Source organism: Rossellomorea sp. SC111, from assembly GCF_024733565.1.
Lineage (GTDB): Bacteria > Bacillota > Bacilli > Bacillales > Bacillaceae_B > Rossellomorea.
On sequence record NZ_JANIOC010000008.1, the window covers coordinates 26,616 to 44,805 of the forward strand.

Below are 18,190 nucleotides of genomic sequence, written 5' to 3' on the forward strand. Positions count from 1 at the left end.
AATGTTCGGTGGCCCGTTTTTTATTAAGTCAAAAAACGTGTAGAAGGTAGTGAGAAGTAAAAAATAATTGCAGAAAGTAGAAATCTTCGATAAAATTAGTACCAAGTCTTAATAATTGATAATAACCATTAAGTATAGTAAAAAATTATAAATGAAAGTAGGGAACGCCAGTATGAATACAGGTATTATTGGAATTGGACGATATCTTCCTGAAAAGATCTTAACAAACGCGGACCTTGAGAAAATGGTGGATACTTCGGATGAATGGATTCGTACGAGAACAGGCATTGAAGAGAGAAGAATAGCTAATAATGAAACGAATACCTCTGATATGGCTTTTGAAGCTGCCAAGAAGGCAATTGCTGATGCGGAAATCAATCCCGAGGAAATCGATTTGATCATGGTTGCAACCGTTACCCCGGATCATCCATTCCCCTCTGTTGCCTGTCTCCTACAAGAACGATTGGGAGCCAAGAAGGCTGCTGCAATGGATATCAGTGCAGCATGTGCAGGATTTATGTATGGTATGATTACGGCAAAGCAATTTATTGATAATGGTGCGTATAAGAATGTCCTTGTGGTAGGTGTGGAGAAATTATCCAAAATCACTGACTGGGAGGACCGTAACACAGCCGTCCTGTTCGGGGATGCTGCCGGTGCGGCGGTCCTTGGACCCGTTCCGGACGGCAAGGGTATTCTTGCCTTTGAATTGGGATCGGACGGTTCAGGAGCGAAGCACTTATATCAGGATGAAAAATTGATCATGAACGGTCGGGAAGTTTTTAAGTTCGCCGTTCGTCAAATGGGTGAATCCAGTATAAATGTGATTGAAAAGGCAGGGTTAAGGAAAGAGGACGTAGATTTCCTGATTCCACACCAGGCCAACATCCGTATCATGGAAGCAGCAAGGCAACGACTTGAGCTGCCGGTGGAAAAAATGTCTAAGACCGTAAATAAATATGGAAATACTTCAGCGGCTTCTATCCCGGTTTCTTTAGTGGAAGATCTTGAAGCGGGAAGAGTGAAAGAGAATGATGTTGTCGTCATGGTAGGATTCGGTGGCGGTTTAACTTGGGGCGCGATTATTATGCGCTGGGGTAAATAATTGAGTATCAGAAGCTTATCGACAACTTGCAGATAAAGGAGATGGATTAGAATGAATAAGAAACGTGTAGTAGTGACAGGATTAGGAAGCGTCACGCCATTAGGTAATGATGTGGAATCGACCTGGTCGAATATTTTGGCCGGAAAGACGGGGGTAGGGCCTTTGACGCGTTTAAACGCCGATGAGTATCCTGCTAAAGTAGCGGCAGAACTAAAAGACTTCAATATCGAAGAGTTCGGAGTGGAAAGAAAAGAAGCAAGGAAGATGGATCGCTTCACTCACTATGCGATTGCTGCATCGTTAATGGCTGTAAAAGATTCAAAACTTGATATCACAGACGAAAATGCACATCGAGTCGGTGTATGGATCGGTTCAGGTATCGGGGGAATGGAAACATTCGAACAGCAATACGAAACATTCCAAAAGCGTGGATATCGCCGTGTGAGCCCATTCTTCGTGCCAATGATCATACCTGATATGGCAGCGGGACAAGTATCCATTATGCTCGGGGCCAAAGGGTTCAACTCTTGTACCGTAACGGCTTGTGCAACAGGTACAAACTCAATCGGGGATGCCTTCAAGGTCATTCAGCGCGGGGATGCGGATGTGATGGTTTCCGGTGGAGCAGAAGCGCCCATCACGAAAATGTCCGTAGCCGGATTCTGTGCAAACACAGCACTTTCCACCAATCCAGATCCCGAAAAAGCATCAAGGCCTTTTGATTCCAATCGTGATGGCTTCGTAATGGGAGAAGGAGCGGGAATCGTCGTTCTGGAAGAACTTGAGCATGCCGTAAAACGTGGAGCGACGATTTATGCAGAAATCGTCGGGTACGGATGTACCGGAGATGCTTATCACATCACTGCCCCGGCACCAGCTGGAGAAGGCGGAGCAAGAGCGATGAAAATGGCACTTGATGATGGCGGGGTCCGTCCGGAAGAGATGGATTACATCAATGCCCACGGAACAAGTACCCCATATAATGATAAATACGAAACGATGGCTGTGAAGGAAGTGTTCGGGGACCATGCATATAATTTAGCCATGAGTTCGACGAAATCCATGACGGGACACCTTCTTGGTGCAGCAGGAGGAGTGGAAGCGATTTTCACTGTACTGGCGATGAAAGACAGTGTTCTTCCTCCTACCATCAATATTGAAACGCCGGATCCGGATTGTGATCTGGACTATGTAGCAAACGAAGCAAGGAAACAAGAAGTAAATGTAGCGATGAGTAATTCATTAGGATTCGGTGGTCACAATGCCACCATCGTATTCAAAAAATATCAAGGTTAACATAGACGGGCCTGTTACGTGTAGCAGGCTCTTTTTGTTGTGAATCATTCCCCTTTAACATATACATGTTAAAAAGAATGGAAAGAGGGATGAAGGTGGCAGTTGTTCCTACAGATGATTGGTTGGCGGATTGGATCGATAAGCCTTTGGATCTTCTCAAGAAAACGAAAAATGGGAAGGACGATCAGCAATCGTTTTATCAATACCTCACGAAACACGGGATGTATCGCTCTGCGCGTCTCGCGGTAGATATCTACGAAAAAATGAAAGAAAAGAAACTTTGGGAACGATTTGCTCTTTTTGAAAAAAAATATAAGCGAAAGTGGAATGGACCGAGCGTCCCGATCTATCTATTCCCCGTACAGGAAAAAAAGGGGATGTTCCAATCATCCATGAAAAAATCGGGGGTATGCTTTAAAGATGAAATCTTCTTTTTCGTGACTGACCAGGAAGATCCAAAAGAATACGAAGCGTTATTTGTCCATGAATATCATCACTGTGCCCGAATGAAGCGGTTAAACAAAAAGGAGGACCACTACACGCTCCTTGACTCCATCATCTTTGAAGGTCTGGCAGAAAATGCTGTCAAAGAATACTGTGGAGAGAAGTATGTAGCTCCCTGGACAAAAGCGTATGACGAACAAGAATTGTCCCGTTTTTACGAAAAATGGATAGAGCCCAATTTGGAAGTGAAACGGAGTATTCCCCTTCATGATCAGCTCCTTCTTGGGCAGAAATCCTTTCCTAAAATGCTCGGCTACTCCTCAGGCTATCGATTGGTGCAACACTTTTTAAAGAAGCAGGATTCGTCAACCCTTTCCCTCTTAGGAGAACCGTCATCAGTATTTTTGCCATAGAATATCAGGAGAACAGACGAATCTGTGGGGTTTTCCTGAAAATAAGCTGCCCTGTGCCGTCATATCTTCCTGTTCCTTTCATAAAATATACTAAGCATGGACGGGCTCCAATATCTTAATGCAAGGATAGAGGCGGAAGGTATGGTGGTACAAATGTTTGGGCTCTTTATAGGATTCGGACTGGCTGTTTCAGGCGGAGTGAGTTTAATCATGTATTTAAATTTGCTTACGACCGGAATGACCTTTACAGACTATATATTCTTCGTCACGACACGTGTTGAATGTTATTTATTCCTTTTGGGAATCCTCATCATCACCCTCTCGATCTATATACCCCGCAGAAAAATATAATGACTATCATAAATCCCGGATAATAGGAATAAATTTACACGAATTAGCCTATACTGATTGACAAATAAGATTGAAGCAAAGCGAGGGGTCAATCATGTTATATCTTCATGATGTATGGGTAAATTGGTTCGAAGGTGAAGAAAATGGCTACAACGTCTGCCATTTTCATGAGTGGAGAAAAGAGGACGTTATCGAATTACTGGATCAGGTTCCTCTGATTAAAGTAGACACGACACTGTATCATTACATCGAGAATGATCTATCAGAGTTACCTCAACAACTGCTCCATAATGTCTATCAAAAAGCATATTTGCGAAAAAACCACGAACGGATCCAATTGGATTATTGTTTCATTGTGACAGATGGTACCGGGATACTGGCAGTGGATACAATCGGTTACACCGTCCCAATCAGAAAAAGCAGGCTCATACCAAGACAGGAACAACTGGTGTATGAAATGGTCGAAAGTCATGAAACGATGCAGTTTCCCATCGAGCCGGATGGTAAAAGGGAGGAAGCGTACCACATTCTTTCGCCGAATCCTTATATGATGAGTGGACTGACGAGGAAAGAAAGACAGCTCAAGCAACTGTTATTTATGGCGCTTGATCAACTTCACAGCTCGAACAACACGGCGGAAATCCGCTATTGGTATACAGAGTGGGCACCACAGCGCTACCGCACCATCCAGGAAATGGACTTTGAAGACATTTGGCAGATGCTATATGAAGAAACCCAGTACGGTTGGTCGGACAAGCACCTCACTCTCTGTGAGAACCTGATTAAGGGACAACCATTTTTCGAGAAACTATGGGAAGTGGAGAATCGTCCAAAGGTAAATTAATAGTCGCAGTAAACCTTGAGTCCTTAAAGGGCTTGAGGTTTTTTATGTGGAGGTAGCGAATAAGCCGAAAGAAAAGACCAGAAACCGCGCAGGCAGTCTCTGGTCGTCCTGTTTATTTCCTCTTTCTCTCTTTTCGTCCCAATCCCATGGCCTTTTCCATCTTCTTCAGCATTTTGTTTGCGGCGAAGTTTGCCTTTTCTGCACCTCGATCAAGAATATCATCCAATTCCTCGGAATCGATCAATTCATAGTAGCGGTCCTGGACCGGCTTGATGGCGTTTACGACCACCTGTGCCAGGTCGCTCTTGAAGTCCCCATATCCTTTTCCTTCATATTTCTTTTCAAGTTCTTCTATAGTAGTACCTTCAAGAATCGAGTAGATCGAAAGGAGGTTCGAAACTCCGGGCTTGTTTTCCTTATCGTATTTCACGATGCCATCCGAGTCGGTTACGGCACTTTTAATTTTCTTCTCGATCTGTTTTGGATCGTCAAGGAGTGTAATAAAGGCCTTCTGATTCGAATCAGATTTACTCATCTTCTTCACCGGGTCCTGCAGGGACATCACCCGTGCACCGACTTTAGGGATGCGGACTTCAGGCACTGTAAAGATATCATTGTATTTATTGTTGAAGCGTTCCGCAAGATTTCTCGTCAATTCCAGATGCTGCTTCTGATCCTCCCCGACTGGAACAAGATCCGTTCCATACAACAGGATGTCAGCCGCCATTAACGGCGGATACGTCAATAATCCTGCTGAAACGGCTTCTTTCCCATGAGATTTATCTTTGAACTGCGTCATTCTCTCAAGCTCACCGATGTAGGTCACACATTGCAGTATCCAGCCAGCCTGTGCGTGTGCAGGGACCTCCGATTGAATGAATAGTGTGGACTTCTCCGGATCGATGCCACAGGCGATATACAGGGCGGCAAGGCTGCGGATATTTTTACGCAGCTCCATTTTATCCTGCGCTACCGTGATGGCGTGCTGGTCAACCACACAGAAATAACAATTGTATTCTTCCTGGAGCTCGGTGAATTGCTTCATCGCCCCGATGTAATTGCCGAGAGTGATCGTACCACTCGGCTGAATGCCGCTAAATATTGTCTTCATTTCATTTCCTCCTAATTTTACACAAAATAAAAACCCACCCGTCCTATGAAAATAGGGACGAATGGGATCATTTCCGCGGTGCCACCCTAAGTGCCCGTTAGAGCCAGCTTAGTCCATGACGTGCATGGAACCTCTTTAACGTAAGGTCATTCCGTTATATGCTACTCCGTTTCACACATAAAGCTCCGAAGTCCATTCCTTTTCCAATGAATACTTGTTCACACCACCCACAAGCTCTCTTTTAATCATCCTGAAAAGTACTACTCTCCATCCATGCTTATACTTTCATTCATATGTAGATATTATATGAAAAAAAACAGGTAAATTCAAGTGTACAAAAGATAGGTCATGATAATGGAAAGGACAAGTGTCACTCCACCTATCAGTAAAAAGGATCTTGTAATGGAGTAGGAACGTTGTACTCCATATTCTTCGTGAGCTTCTTTCATCTCATCCAGGTCATCGAACTGAGAAATATACTTTCCCTGTTTCGTGCTGTTGCGAAATCTTTTAAGAGCATACACGATCCCGTTAAAAAATCCTTTTCCAAAAATATAAAGGAGGGCACCGATACTGATATATGCAATCCCGATCACAAACAGGCTATCTATAATAGAAAGAAGCAGGTCTTTTTCCTGCAGTGATGCCACTACCACGGCAATGATAAAAATAAGAAGGGTAAGTATGTTGAACAATTTCATTCGTTTCATAATGCTCCTTAAGATGTTTTTAATCAAAGTATACATGAAGAAAGAAGAATAATTCAATCATCCTTCATATATATTCAATTCTTTCGTTATTGTTTGAGGTAAGAAAACAGACATCCATGCAGGGCGTACATATGAACGGTATCTTATTTCCATTTATGATAGAAACGGAAATAAGTATTAATTCTATTATTTATATTTAGTCTGATGTTTTAATATTTATAATAGAAGGGGAGGATAAATGACTAAAAACATTCCATAATGTAAAGTGGTTTCAACTAGATGATATTTACAATTGTAACAATTGTAATGGGACAAACTCTCTAAAATGTTTAGACAAAACGTTGATATAACGGTATTTTGACGTCGATATACCTACTAATCTGATAATTTAGCAAAAAAACTGTTAAATTCATATTGCAATAATTTCTCTATCATGTATAATAAGTAACAAATCTTCTGAAAATTAGAAGATAAATAAATATGAGATTTACGAGGAGGTCAATTTCAAGATGAAGAAAAAGTTTTCATTCTTGCTGGTTCTTCTTCTGGCTCTCAGTACTTTCTTAGCTGCTTGTGGCGGCGACAAAGAGACTGACAGTGAAGAAGGATCAGGTGCAGGCGGTTCTGACGAAAAGAAAGAACAGGTACTTAACTTGCTGGAGGCATCTGAGATCCCATCAATGGATTCCACGCTGGCAACTGACGCTGTTTCTTTCAACGTCATGAACAACGTTTTAGAAGGTCTTTACCGTTTAGGTGAAAATGACGAGGCAGTTCTTGGTATGGCTGCTGAAGAGCCACAAATCAGTGAAGACGGTAAAACATACACGTTCAAGATCCGCGATGCGAAATGGTCAAACGGAGATCCTGTTACGGCTAACGACTTCGTTTACGCTTGGAAAAAAGCTTTAAACCCTGATACTGGTGCAGAGTATGCGTACATCATGTACGATATCAAAAACGCTGCTAAAGTTAACAGTGGCGACTTACCAGTTGAAGAATTAGGTGTTAAAGCAACAGATGACAAAACGTTAGAAGTACAGCTTGAAACTCCGGTACCATATTTCAAAGCTCTTCTTTCTTTCGCAACATTCTATCCTCAAAACCAAAAATTCGTGGAAGAGCAAGGCGACAAGTTCGGTCTTGAAGCTGACACGGTTGTGTATAACGGACCATTCACACTTTCTGAGTGGAAGCATGAGCAAAGCTTCAAACTTTCTAAAAACGAAGACTACTGGGATGCAGAAACTGTTAAGTTGAAAGAAGTTAATTTCAACATCGTTAAAGATACTGCTACTGGTGTTAACCTTTATGAAACAAACAAAGCGGATATCGCTGGTCTTTCAGCTGAATTCGTTGACAAGTACAAATCTGATGAGAATTTCAAAACAAGAGCTGCAACATCTGTATACTTCTTACGTTTAAACCAAGGTAATGAAGTATTGAAAAACGTTAATGCACGTAAAGCAATTGATGCTGCATATGACAAGCAAGGTATGGTTGATGTACTTCTTAATAACGGATCGATTCCTGCGTACTACTTAGTACCAAAAGATTTCGTAACTGGTCCTGACGGAACTGAGTACCGTGAAGCGGTTGGCGATTTCGGTGGATTCGACGCTAAGAAAGCTGCAGATTACTGGGCTAAGGCAAAAGAAGAGTTAGGTAAAGATTCTATTGAATTAGAACTATTAAACTATGACTCTGACAGCTCTAAGAAAATCGGTGAGTTCCTGAAAGAGCAACTTGAGCAAAACCTTGAAGGTTTAACGGTTAGTATCAAAGCTCAACCATTCAAGCAAAAGCTTGAATTAGAAACGAAAGGTCAATATGACTTCTCATTCGCCGGTTGGGGTCCTGACTATCCAGATCCGATGACTTTCGTTGACATGTTCGTGACTGACGGTGCTCATAACCAAATGGGTTACTCGAATCCTGAATATGACAAGAAAATTGAACAAGCTAAAGGTGAGCTTCTTGACGATTTAGATGCACGCTGGCAGGCAATGATTGACGCAGAAAAGATCCTGTTTGATGATCAAGCGATCAGTCCAATGTATCAAAAAGGCGTTTCTTATCTAGAACGTCCGTATGTTAAGAATGTTCTACGTCATTCATTTGGTGCAGATAATTCATACAAATGGGCTTCAATTGAGTAAGTATTAACTCAGTAGACACACCTTTAAAGGAGAGCGTATGCATGAGCATATGCTCTCCTTTTCCAGTGAATGTCGATAATTATCAAAAAAGTAAAAATACATTGAAAATTTGTCGAAAATAGATATAATTAAAAATGTAGAAAAAATAAGATAAATAAAGGGGGGCTAAAGAATGGTCAGATATACTATTCAACGTATCGTCTATATGATCATCACTTTGCTTATCATTGCAACCGCCACTTTCTTTCTGATGAAGCTCCTGCCTGGATCTCCACTGCAAAACACAGAAAGGCTGTCTCCGGAACAACAACAAATCATCCTGGATAAATACGGTCTTAACGACCCGCTGCCAGAACAATATATCAACTATATGGTCGGGCTGGCTAAAGGGGATTTGGGTTTGTCCTTCCAATATGATAACCGCCCGGTAACACAGATTCTTGGCAGTCGTATTGGTCCTTCCTCACTTTTAGGATTTCAAGCCATGGTATTAGGAACGTTTATAGGACTGTTAGTAGGTATCATTGCTGCAATTAAACACAATACTTGGTTAGACTATGGATCTACTTTTATGGCTGTACTCGGAATATCGATTCCGTCCTTTGTATTTGCAGCACTGCTGCAATATTATGTAGGGGTTAAACTTGAATGGCTTCCTGTAGCACTTTGGGGCGAATATAAGCATACCATTCTCCCTACACTAGCACTTACAGTTGGTGTAGTAGCTACCATTGCCCGTTTTATGAGAACAGAAATGTTAGAGATTCTAAACTCAGATTATATTTTACTTGCAACTGCCAAAGGTATTTCGAAGACAGGTACCATTGTGAAGCACGGAGTTAGAAATGCCTTGATTCCAATTGTCACCATTCTTGGGCCGATGACAGTAGCAGTTATGACTGGATCTCTTGTAGTTGAAAGGATCTTTGCTGTTCCTGGACTCGGTGAACAGTTTGTATTATCCATTAACACGAATGACTACACAGTTATCATGGGTATTACCCTATTCTTCAGTGCTTTATTCATTGGTGTTATTTTCTTGGTTGATATTCTTTACGGTATCATTGATCCACGTATTCGTTTAGCTGGAGGGAAGAAATAATGGAAGCAAACAAAAAGAAACTAGAACAACTTAGTCCAGACCTCTTCCAACCCCAACAGGCTAGCGGGGATGAGGCAGAAAAAATATCACGTCCAAGCTTAAATTTCTGGCAGGATTCATGGCTTCGCTTACGAAAGAATAAGGGTGCACTGGTTGGAATCATTATCACTGTCATCATCATATTCTTTGCCATATTCGGACCGGGAATGAACGAATACAAATTCAGTGATCAAAATATTCGCCACGCTAAGCTGCCTCCTAAAATCGAAGCGCTTTCAGGAATCAGCTGGCTTCCGTTTGACGGTAAAGATGCTGACGGTTTTGATGTGTATGAATCCAGACAAATCAAGGAGAATTATTGGTTTGGTACAGATGACCTGGGTCGTGACCTATGGACACGTACTTGGAATGGAACTCGGGTATCTTTATACATCGGTATACTAGCCGCAGTAATTGATTTCCTTATCGGAATTTCATACGGGGGGATTTCTGCTTACTACGGTGGAAGAGTCGACGACATTATGCAACGTATCATAGAAATTTTGGTAGGGATTCCTAATCTGATTGTTGTCATCCTTTTCATCCTGATATTTGAACCTGGTATTTTTTCGATTACCATGGCGATGGTCATAACCGGTTGGACCGGCATGGCAAGGATTGTCCGTGGTCAAGTTCTTCAATTAAAGAATCAGGAATTCGTCCTTGCATCACGTACCTTAGGGGCAAGCAGTAACCGTTTGATCTTCAAACATCTGCTACCGAACGTAATGGGACCTGTCATCATTACGACAATGTTCACTGTGCCTGCTGCAATATATGTAGAAGCATTCTTAAGCTTTATCGGATTAGGGATTGCTCCACCTAAAGCGTCTCTTGGATCATTGGTTAATGAAGGATACAGATCTATCCAGTCATATCCACATATGATGCTAGTACCGTCAGCTGTCATTTCATTAGTCATCCTAAGCTTCAACTTAATGGCCGATGGACTGCGTGACGCACTAGATCCGAAAATGCGTAAGTAATGGAAGGGAGATAATGAATATGTCGAAAATTTTAGAAGTGAAAGATCTACACGTCTCCTTCAATACGCATGGTGGAGAAGTACAGGCTGTCCGCGGTGTAGATTTCCATTTAGATAAAGGCGAAACATTAGCGATTGTAGGGGAGTCGGGTTCAGGTAAATCAGTTACCACCAAAGCCATTATGAGATTGATTCCGAACCCTCCTGGATTCATCAAAGACGGGGAGATCCTTTTTGAAGGGAAAGATTTAGCGAAGCTTCCTGAAAAAGATATGCAAAAAATCCGTGGGAAAGATATCTCGATGATCTTCCAGGATCCGATGACATCTTTGAATCCAACAATGACAATCGGGAAGCAAATCATGGAACCACTGGTGAAACATCAGAATATGAGCAAAAATGACGCTAAAAAACGCGCGATTGAATTACTGAAGCTGGTTGGTCTTCCGAGCCCTGAAGCCCGCTTTAAGCAATACCCGCATCAGTTCTCGGGTGGGCAGCGTCAGCGTGTCGTCATCGCCATCGCTCTTGCATGTAATCCTAAGATCCTTATTGCCGATGAACCGACAACAGCATTGGACGTTACAATTCAGGCACAGATTCTTGAATTGATGAAAGATCTTCAAAATAAAATTGAAACGTCCATCATCTTCATCACCCATGACCTTGGAGTGGTTGCAAATGTTGCAGATCGTGTAGCGGTCATGTACGGTGGTCAGATTGTGGAAACGGGAACGGTCGATGAGATTTTCTACGACCCGCGTCACCCGTATACGTGGGGATTGATCGGTTCGATGCCGACAACGGATACGGAAGGTGAGCAGGAGCTTGTAGCGATTCCTGGTACCCCTCCGGATTTATTGAATCCACCAAAAGGAGATGCATTCGCCCTCCGAAGTGAATACGCACTGAAGGTGGATTTCGAGCAGGAGCCGCCATATTACCAGGTATCAGACACTCACTATGTAAAGTCCTGGTTGATGCATCCGAGTGCACCACAGGTTGAGCCACCGGAAGCAGTGAAAGTAAGACAAAGACAAATGCCATCTAATTATAGAGAGCCGGTACTTGTTGAGGGGGTTCGTTCATAATGGCAGAAAAATTACTTGAAATTAAGAATTTAAAACAGTACTTCAACCCAGGAAAACCGAATATGGTAAAAGCGGTTGATGATATCAGCTTTGATATTTACAAAGGGGAAACCCTTGGCCTTGTTGGAGAATCCGGTTGTGGGAAATCAACGACAGGCCGGACGATCATTCGTCTTTATGATGCGACGGACGGTCAGGTTCTCTTTAACGGTGAAGATGTTCATGGGAAGAAGTCACGCTCTCAATTAAAGAAGTTCAACCGTAAAATGCAAATGATCTTCCAGGATCCGTATGCGAGTCTGAATCCTCGTATGAAGGTAGCGGACATCATTGCTGAAGGCATCGATATTCATGGATTGGCTTCTTCTAAGGAAGAACGCTTGAAAAAGGTTCATGAGCTGCTTGAGACAGTGGGACTGAACAAAGAGCATGCCGGACGTTATCCACATGAATTCTCAGGTGGACAGCGTCAGCGTATCGGGATTGCCCGTGCACTTGCAGTAGATCCTGATTTCATCATTGCCGATGAGCCGATCTCTGCCTTGGACGTTTCGATTCAGGCCCAGGTCGTCAATCTGATGCAGGAACTTCAAAAGGAAAAAGGGTTAACATATCTATTCATCGCCCATGACCTTTCCATGGTGAAGTATATCAGTGACCGGATTGGTGTAATGTATTATGGTAAGCTTGTTGAGTTGACGACAAGTGACGCCCTATACAAAAATCCGCTTCATCCTTATACTCAATCGCTTCTATCTGCGATTCCGTTACCGGATCCAGAATATGAGCGCACCCGCAGAAGAAAAGAGTATAATCCTTCTGTTCATAACTATACAGAGGATGACAATCTTGAGATGCGTGAAGTGGTACCGGGACATTTCGTATACTGTTCCGAGAAAGAATTTGCGCAGTATCAAGCATCATATAAAAGCTAAGAGGATGATAATAGCTCCCTTCAATGAGGGGAGCTTTTTCCTTTGATAAAGTCTATTTACAACAATGATTCATATTATATATTGAAGAATATTCATTTCCTTGGAAATTTCGAAAGACTAGGTGGAATAACCCTTTTCTTACAAGTAATTTCCTTGTTAGAATAGTATAAGGAGTTACATAATTTACTAGATAGCATACTTAATAGGGGAGAGGTTCATTTTGAAATGGAGTAAGGTAGCGACATCACTATGTGTAGTCACAATATGCGTATTGCCCTTCCAGTCGGCAAGTGCCGCAGAAGATGGTCAGGCAGTACATGAGAAGAGAACGTTTTCAATGGGTAAAAAAGAGATTACAAACCCAGTACCACGGTTTGTATATGATTCCGGTCTGAGCTTCGAGTATCCAGATGCGGTAAGAGGGGTATATGTCACGGCACATTCAGCTGGCGGAGACCGTTTTGATACTCTAACAAAGTTAATGGATGATACAGATCTTAATGCCATGGTCATTGACATTAAAGATGACGTAGGAAATGTAACATATGAACCGGAAGAGTCTTCCCCGTATGCTAAAGTGGGTCAGCCATATATAAAAGATCCTAAAGCGATGTTAAAGACATTGGAAGAAAAGAAAATCTATCCGATTGCACGTGTCGTTGTTTTCAAGGATACGGTTCTAGCGAATCAGCGCCCTGACTTGTCATTTAAGGACGGGGATAAGGTCTGGTCAAATGGTGGTGGGGACTCCTTCGTCAATCCATTCTTGAAAGAAGTATGGGATTATAATGTAGGTATCGCCATTGAAGCAGCAAAAATGGGCTTTCAGGAAATTCAGTTCGATTATGTACGATTCCCTGAAGGATTCGAGAAGCGCGATGATGAACTGAGTTATAACGGAGGGGAGTATGCCAAGGAAGACAGTGATAATGTACAGAAACGTGTACATGCCGTTACTGATTTTGTGGAATATGCCCATAAAAAGCTCGAACCGTATGGAGTGAAAGTATCCGTTGATATTTTCGGATATACGGCAACTCTTCCGGAGGCACCTGGTATCGGTCAGAATTTCTCGAAGATATCTGAGAATGTGGATGTCATTTCATCCATGATTTACCCAAGCCATTGGACACCATATTTCGGAATAGCGAAACCGGATCTACAACCGTACGAACTGGTGACGGAATACTCGAAGGTGGAGAAAGCGAAAATAGCCGAATTGACAAATAAGCCGATCTCAAGACCTTGGCTGCAGGATTTCACCGCTTCCTGGCTTGGCAGCGGTAACTATAAAACGTACGGTAAAGCAGAAGTAGAGGCGCAGATCAAAGCGTTAAATGATCAAGGGATCAATGAATTCCTTCTATGGGATGCAGGTAATTCCTATACAGAAGGCGTTGACTACACTCCTTAATAGAAGAGACTGACCTGACCATTCAGGTCAGTCTTTCTTTCATTTATGGAGAATCCAGGACCGAAGCATCGCTTCCCATTTGAAAAAGACTTCAAATATTGTTATCATTAAAGTACTGGTAAGATTAACCGCTTTCAACCACATTACCCCCTTCATAGGCGTATAGCCTGTGATTCCGTATGATTATCCCACGGATAAGACTAACATCTAACATAAACCAATTTTTTTCTGAGAATGATAATGGTATCACGTTAGTCAATGTCACTTAAAAATTCAATCGAAGGAGTAGATCCATGCACTGGTATGAAAAATTAAATCAATATTTCCCTGTAGAGGAAATGAAATCAAAAGAACATCTTGAGTCACTGTTAAAAGAGAGAAGCGACATCTATCACAAAGATGAAGGGCCTCACCATGTACTCATGTATGCTGAACTTGAAGACTTTATCTTTATCGATTATCTATTTGTCTCAAAGGATGCCCGTGGACAAGGCCTCGGCCATAAATTACTTGATCAGTTGAAAGTAAAGAAGAAAGCGATCATTTTGGAAGTAGAGCCTGTGGACTATGATGACACTGACACAGAGAAACGATTGAAATTCTACAAGCGTGAAGGCTTCGAACACGCCGTCAGCATCGGATATGCACGCCGTTCACTAGCAACCAACGAGATCAACCAAATGGAAATCCTATATTGGACTCCCAAACATGAATCTGAAGACCTTATCTTCGAATCCATGAAAAAAACTTACGAGCTCATTCATACGTACAATGACCATAAATTTTATGGTGCATCTTATCAACCCGTGGAAGAAGTTCTAAAGAAAGATGAAAAACGTGATGGGGATGTATTAAAAGATCTTTAAGCAAAGAGAAACCTTATTGCCTATTCGCAATAAGGTTTTCTAAATGAAAATATGGAAATGTTCAATAACATGTTTAGGCTTGAGTTGTATCGGGTAAACCCATAATAGAAACAAAATATATAGCTATGTTAAACCTCTGTATAGGAAATTTGACAAATTAGTTAAAACTATGTTCATGGGACTGTTATTCATGTATAATACATAATAGAGATTTCTTATTTAAACTAATTTTAATTAACGATGTTTAAATAAAATACTCTATACTATAATTATAAAAAATCCTTAAGGGAGTGTGAATGATTCGTGGTTACATTATTCACTTCACCTAGTTGTACATCTTGTCGTAAGGCAAAAGCTTGGTTAGAAGAGCATGAGATTCCATATACCGAACGTAACGTATTTTCTGAGCCATTAAGCATTGATGAAATCAAAGAAATCCTTCGTATGACTGAGGATGGAACAGATGAAATCATTTCAACCCGTTCTAAAACATTCCAGAAGCTTAATGTGGACTTGGAAACTTTACCACTTCAAGAGCTGTTCGAATTGATTCAAAAAAATCCCGGACTTCTAAGACGTCCGATCATCCTCGATGAAAAGCGTCTACAGGTTGGGTACAATGAAGATGAGATCAGACGATTCCTTCCAAGGAAGGTTCGGACATTCCAACTTCTCGAAGCTCAAAGAATGGTAAACTAAAGTATCCTTTTCTAAGTATGGGAATATATAAGTAAAAGGGGCTGACCCTTTAAGGAACGTTGCGTCTCCTTTCGGGTCAGTCCCTTTATATTAGAATAAGTTTTATCACTTGAATTTTCTGCAAATATCCGCTAGAATGTCAAAAACACCTAGAGGGATTTGTGAGGAAAAAATGGGTGTTAGTTTAATTCCATTTTCTGAGGTTTTATCATAAAATAGAAGTACAAGGTACAAACTAACCTAAATGTATCTTCTATCTTCACCAGCAATGGAGCGAAAGAGCTCAGAGGGTGTAGTCCCTTCACTAACATCATGCAAGAAGGGAGAGGTGTTAATTGGAAATCGAGCGCATAAACGAAAATACAGTCAAGTTCTATATTTCATATGGGGATATAGAAGATCGCGGATTTGACCGTGAGGAAATCTGGTATAATCGCGAACGAAGTGAAGAACTCTTCTGGGAAATGATGGATGAGGTTCATCAGGAAGAAGATTTCGGAATAGAAGGACCGCTTTGGATTCAAGTTCAGGCTTTAGATAAAGGTCTTGAAGTACTTGTTACAAGAGCACAGGTCTCGAAGGATGGCCAGCGATTCGAGCTTCCTATTCCAGAGGATAAGCTCAAGGAACTTCCTGTCGATGAGCGTATAGAGGAACTACTGGATGAGCATTTCCAAATTAAACAGGACCAGGATGGCGAAGCTGAAGTAGTATTGGACTTCACGTTGAAATTCAATGATTTCGAAGATGCGATTTCTCTATCCCATCGATTGAAAGACATGCCATTGGAGCATTTGGAAACAAAGCTGCTTGCATTCGAAGATCGATATTTTATTTATGTTAAATTTTCTGAAGAACACTTTTCTGAAGAAGATATCGATAATACGTTGAGTATACTGCTTGAATATACTAATGAGTCACGAATGACTGTTCATCGTCTTGAAGAGTATGGCAAAGTGGTCATCCATGAACAAGTCTTTGAGACGTTAAGTGAACACTTTTCGTAAGGATCAATACCGGTTTCATATAGAAATCGGTATTTTTTTATATCCACTCTCTGTATAAGGGTTTTTAATTTTTGATACATTAAGCCGGTGGAAGGTGTTATACATATGAAGAATACAGTAAGAGTACTCTTATTTATTGCTGTCCTAGTATTAAGTTATATTTTTTATTTTGATCAATATCTTTCAGGTATGGTGAAGTATTTTAGTATCGTCTTCACATTCTCGGTCATTGTCATTGGGTTTCTCATTTTCTTTGAAAATCGTCATCCGGCCCAAACTCTGACATGGCTTGTGGTATTGGGCGCATTTCCGTTTTTGGGCTTCATTTTTTACTTATTATTTGGCAGGAATTACAGAAAAGAGAAAATGTATAAGAAGAAGTACATATTGGATCAGGAAACGTATAATAAATTTGAACCTGGTCCTAAAGAAATAAACGCTGATATGTTTGGTTTATTTCAAGAGAAACATTTTCAGCTAGCGCAAAGAATCGGGAACAGTGCCATCTCTTTTTCAAGTGAAACGAAACTGCTGACCAACGGAAACGAAACATTTGGTGAGATTTTAAAGTGGTTAAAGACGGCAAAGCATCATATTCATATGGAATATTATATTGTACGTCATGATGAAATTGGAAATCAGATTAAAGACATTCTTATAGAGCGGGCCCATAATGGAGTCAAAATTCGCTTCCTTTACGATGCAGTAGGTGCTTGGCAATTATCAAAGGATTACATAAATGATCTTAAGGGTGCGGGTGTCGAAGTGGTTGCGTTCGGTCCCGTCAAGGTCCCAGTGCTTAATAACAAATTTAACTTTCGGAATCACCGCAAAATCATTGTCATCGATGGGAGTATCGGATTTGTGGGAGGTCTTAATATCGGGGATGAATATTTGGGTAAGAATCCTCACTTCGGTTTCTGGAGGGACACTCACCTATTTGTAAGGGGAGAAGCGGTTCGGACCTTGCAGTTGATCTTCCTGCAGGATTGGTATTATATGACGAACGATGATTTCCTGACACCTGGATATTTAAGTCCTGACCCCCTTAAAAATACAAACGACGGCGGAGTCCAGATGATTGCGGGCGGACCTGACAATGAATTGAGTGTATTGAAGAATATATTCTTCTCGATGATCACTTCAGCGAAAAAGAGTGTGTGGGTGGCTTCTCCATATTTCGTTCCGGATGAAGACATTTTTTCAGCTCTGAAGATTGCCGCTTTAAGTGGTGTGGATGTGAGACTCCTGGTTCCACATAAACCGGATAAACGGATTGTATTCCATGCCTCCCGCTCTTATTTCCCAGATCTTCTGGAAGCCGGGGCCCGGATATTTGAGTATCAAAAAGGGTTCATGCATAGTAAAATTGTGATTGTGGATGAAGAAATGGCTTCAATCGGAACATCGAATATGGATATGAGAAGTTTTCACTTAAATTTTGAAGTGAATGCATTTTTGTATAAAACTGAGAGTACCTCCTCCATTGTAAAAGAATATTTACATGACCTGGAAGAATCCGAAGAATTACAGCTGGAAGAATTTCAGAAAAGACATCTGGGATATAGGATCTTGGAATCCACTTCCAGGTTAATGTCTCCATTGTTATAGAGTTAAGC

At 41.4% G+C, this 18,190-nt stretch carries 17 protein-coding genes and 1 other annotated feature; of the genes, 15 read left to right on the top strand and 2 right to left on the bottom strand.

The annotated features are described in order from the left end of the window. Positions 1-172 precede the first annotated feature (172 nt). From NQ095_RS11600 to NQ095_RS11620, 5 genes are all read left to right on the top strand, one after another. Positions 173-1,105, top strand: coding sequence for a beta-ketoacyl-ACP synthase III (locus NQ095_RS11600; protein ID WP_258263647.1), 933 nt, complete (start codon positions 173-175; stop codon positions 1,103-1,105). A 51-nt stretch (positions 1,106-1,156) separates the two neighbouring features. After that, positions 1,157-2,401: a beta-ketoacyl-ACP synthase II gene (gene fabF, locus NQ095_RS11605; RefSeq protein WP_258263648.1), complete on the top strand. Its 1,245-nt coding sequence runs from the start codon at positions 1,157-1,159 to the stop codon at positions 2,399-2,401. A 65-nt stretch (positions 2,402-2,466) separates the two neighbouring features. Continuing rightward, on the top strand, positions 2,467-3,258 hold the full coding sequence (locus NQ095_RS11610) for a DUF2268 domain-containing putative Zn-dependent protease (RefSeq protein ID WP_258263649.1): 792 nt from the start codon (positions 2,467-2,469) through the stop codon (positions 3,256-3,258). 96 nt (positions 3,259-3,354) lie between these two features. Next, positions 3,355-3,609, top strand: coding sequence for a YuzI family membrane protein (locus NQ095_RS11615; RefSeq protein WP_309137638.1), 255 nt, complete (start codon positions 3,355-3,357; stop codon positions 3,607-3,609). 94 nt (positions 3,610-3,703) lie between these two features. After that, complete coding sequence (locus NQ095_RS11620) at positions 3,704-4,453, top strand: YjbA family protein (protein ID WP_258263650.1); 750 nt, start codon at positions 3,704-3,706, stop codon at positions 4,451-4,453. A 112-nt stretch (positions 4,454-4,565) separates the two neighbouring features. Here NQ095_RS11620 and trpS read toward each other — a convergent pair whose 3' ends face one another. Together trpS and NQ095_RS11630 are read right to left on the bottom strand one after the other, a co-directional pair. Further along, positions 4,566-5,564, bottom strand: a complete 999-nt coding sequence (gene trpS, locus NQ095_RS11625) for a tryptophan--tRNA ligase (RefSeq protein ID WP_258263651.1) — start codon at positions 5,562-5,564, stop codon at positions 4,566-4,568. A gap of 50 nt (positions 5,565-5,614) precedes the next feature. Continuing rightward, positions 5,615-5,847: a binding site (T-box leader), on the bottom strand. Positions 5,848-5,890: 43 nt separating this feature from the next. Further along, positions 5,891-6,274, bottom strand: coding sequence for a DUF3899 domain-containing protein (locus NQ095_RS11630; protein WP_258263652.1), 384 nt, complete (start codon positions 6,272-6,274; stop codon positions 5,891-5,893). A gap of 509 nt (positions 6,275-6,783) precedes the next feature. On the opposite strand from NQ095_RS11630, the gene NQ095_RS11635 reads away from it, so the two are divergent. The 10 genes from NQ095_RS11635 to cls all read left to right on the top strand — a co-directional run bounded on the left by NQ095_RS11635 (position 6,784) and on the right by cls (position 18,182). Further along, positions 6,784-8,433 carry a peptide ABC transporter substrate-binding protein gene (locus tag NQ095_RS11635; protein ID WP_258263653.1) on the top strand — a complete coding sequence of 550 codons (1,650 nt, stop codon included), beginning with the start codon at positions 6,784-6,786 and terminating at the stop codon, positions 8,431-8,433. Between the two features lie 172 nt (positions 8,434-8,605). Further along, a complete protein-coding gene (opp3b, locus tag NQ095_RS11640; protein ID WP_258263654.1) occupies positions 8,606-9,535 on the top strand; it encodes an oligopeptide ABC transporter permease in 930 nt (309 codons plus the stop codon). Beyond that, entirely contained in the window at positions 9,535-10,560 is a 1,026-nt protein-coding gene (gene opp3C, locus NQ095_RS11645) for an oligopeptide ABC transporter permease (RefSeq protein WP_258263655.1), read from the top strand. Before opp3b ends, opp3C begins: the two co-directional genes overlap by 1 nt. A 19-nt stretch (positions 10,561-10,579) precedes the next feature. Then, complete coding sequence (locus NQ095_RS11650; RefSeq protein ID WP_375162836.1) at positions 10,580-11,650, top strand: ABC transporter ATP-binding protein; 1,071 nt, start codon at positions 10,580-10,582, stop codon at positions 11,648-11,650. Then, a complete protein-coding gene (locus NQ095_RS11655; protein ID WP_098441028.1) occupies positions 11,650-12,585 on the top strand; it encodes an ABC transporter ATP-binding protein in 936 nt (311 codons plus the stop codon). Before NQ095_RS11650 ends, NQ095_RS11655 begins: the two co-directional genes overlap by 1 nt. Positions 12,586-12,805: 220 nt before the next feature. Then, positions 12,806-13,999: a putative glycoside hydrolase gene (locus tag NQ095_RS11660; protein ID WP_258263656.1), complete on the top strand. Its 1,194-nt coding sequence runs from the start codon at positions 12,806-12,808 to the stop codon at positions 13,997-13,999. A gap of 293 nt (positions 14,000-14,292) precedes the next feature. Continuing rightward, complete coding sequence (locus tag NQ095_RS11665) at positions 14,293-14,865, top strand: GNAT family N-acetyltransferase (RefSeq protein ID WP_258263657.1); 573 nt, start codon at positions 14,293-14,295, stop codon at positions 14,863-14,865. A 303-nt stretch (positions 14,866-15,168) separates the two neighbouring features. Further along, positions 15,169-15,564, top strand: a complete 396-nt coding sequence (spxA, locus tag NQ095_RS11670; protein WP_032089161.1) for a transcriptional regulator SpxA — start codon at positions 15,169-15,171, stop codon at positions 15,562-15,564. Between the two features lie 335 nt (positions 15,565-15,899). Continuing rightward, positions 15,900-16,571, top strand: coding sequence for an adaptor protein MecA (mecA, locus tag NQ095_RS11675; protein WP_258263658.1), 672 nt, complete (start codon positions 15,900-15,902; stop codon positions 16,569-16,571). A gap of 105 nt (positions 16,572-16,676) precedes the next feature. Continuing rightward, positions 16,677-18,182: a cardiolipin synthase gene (gene cls / locus NQ095_RS11680; RefSeq protein ID WP_258263659.1), complete on the top strand. Its 1,506-nt coding sequence runs from the start codon at positions 16,677-16,679 to the stop codon at positions 18,180-18,182. Positions 18,183-18,190: the final 8 nt, after the last annotated feature.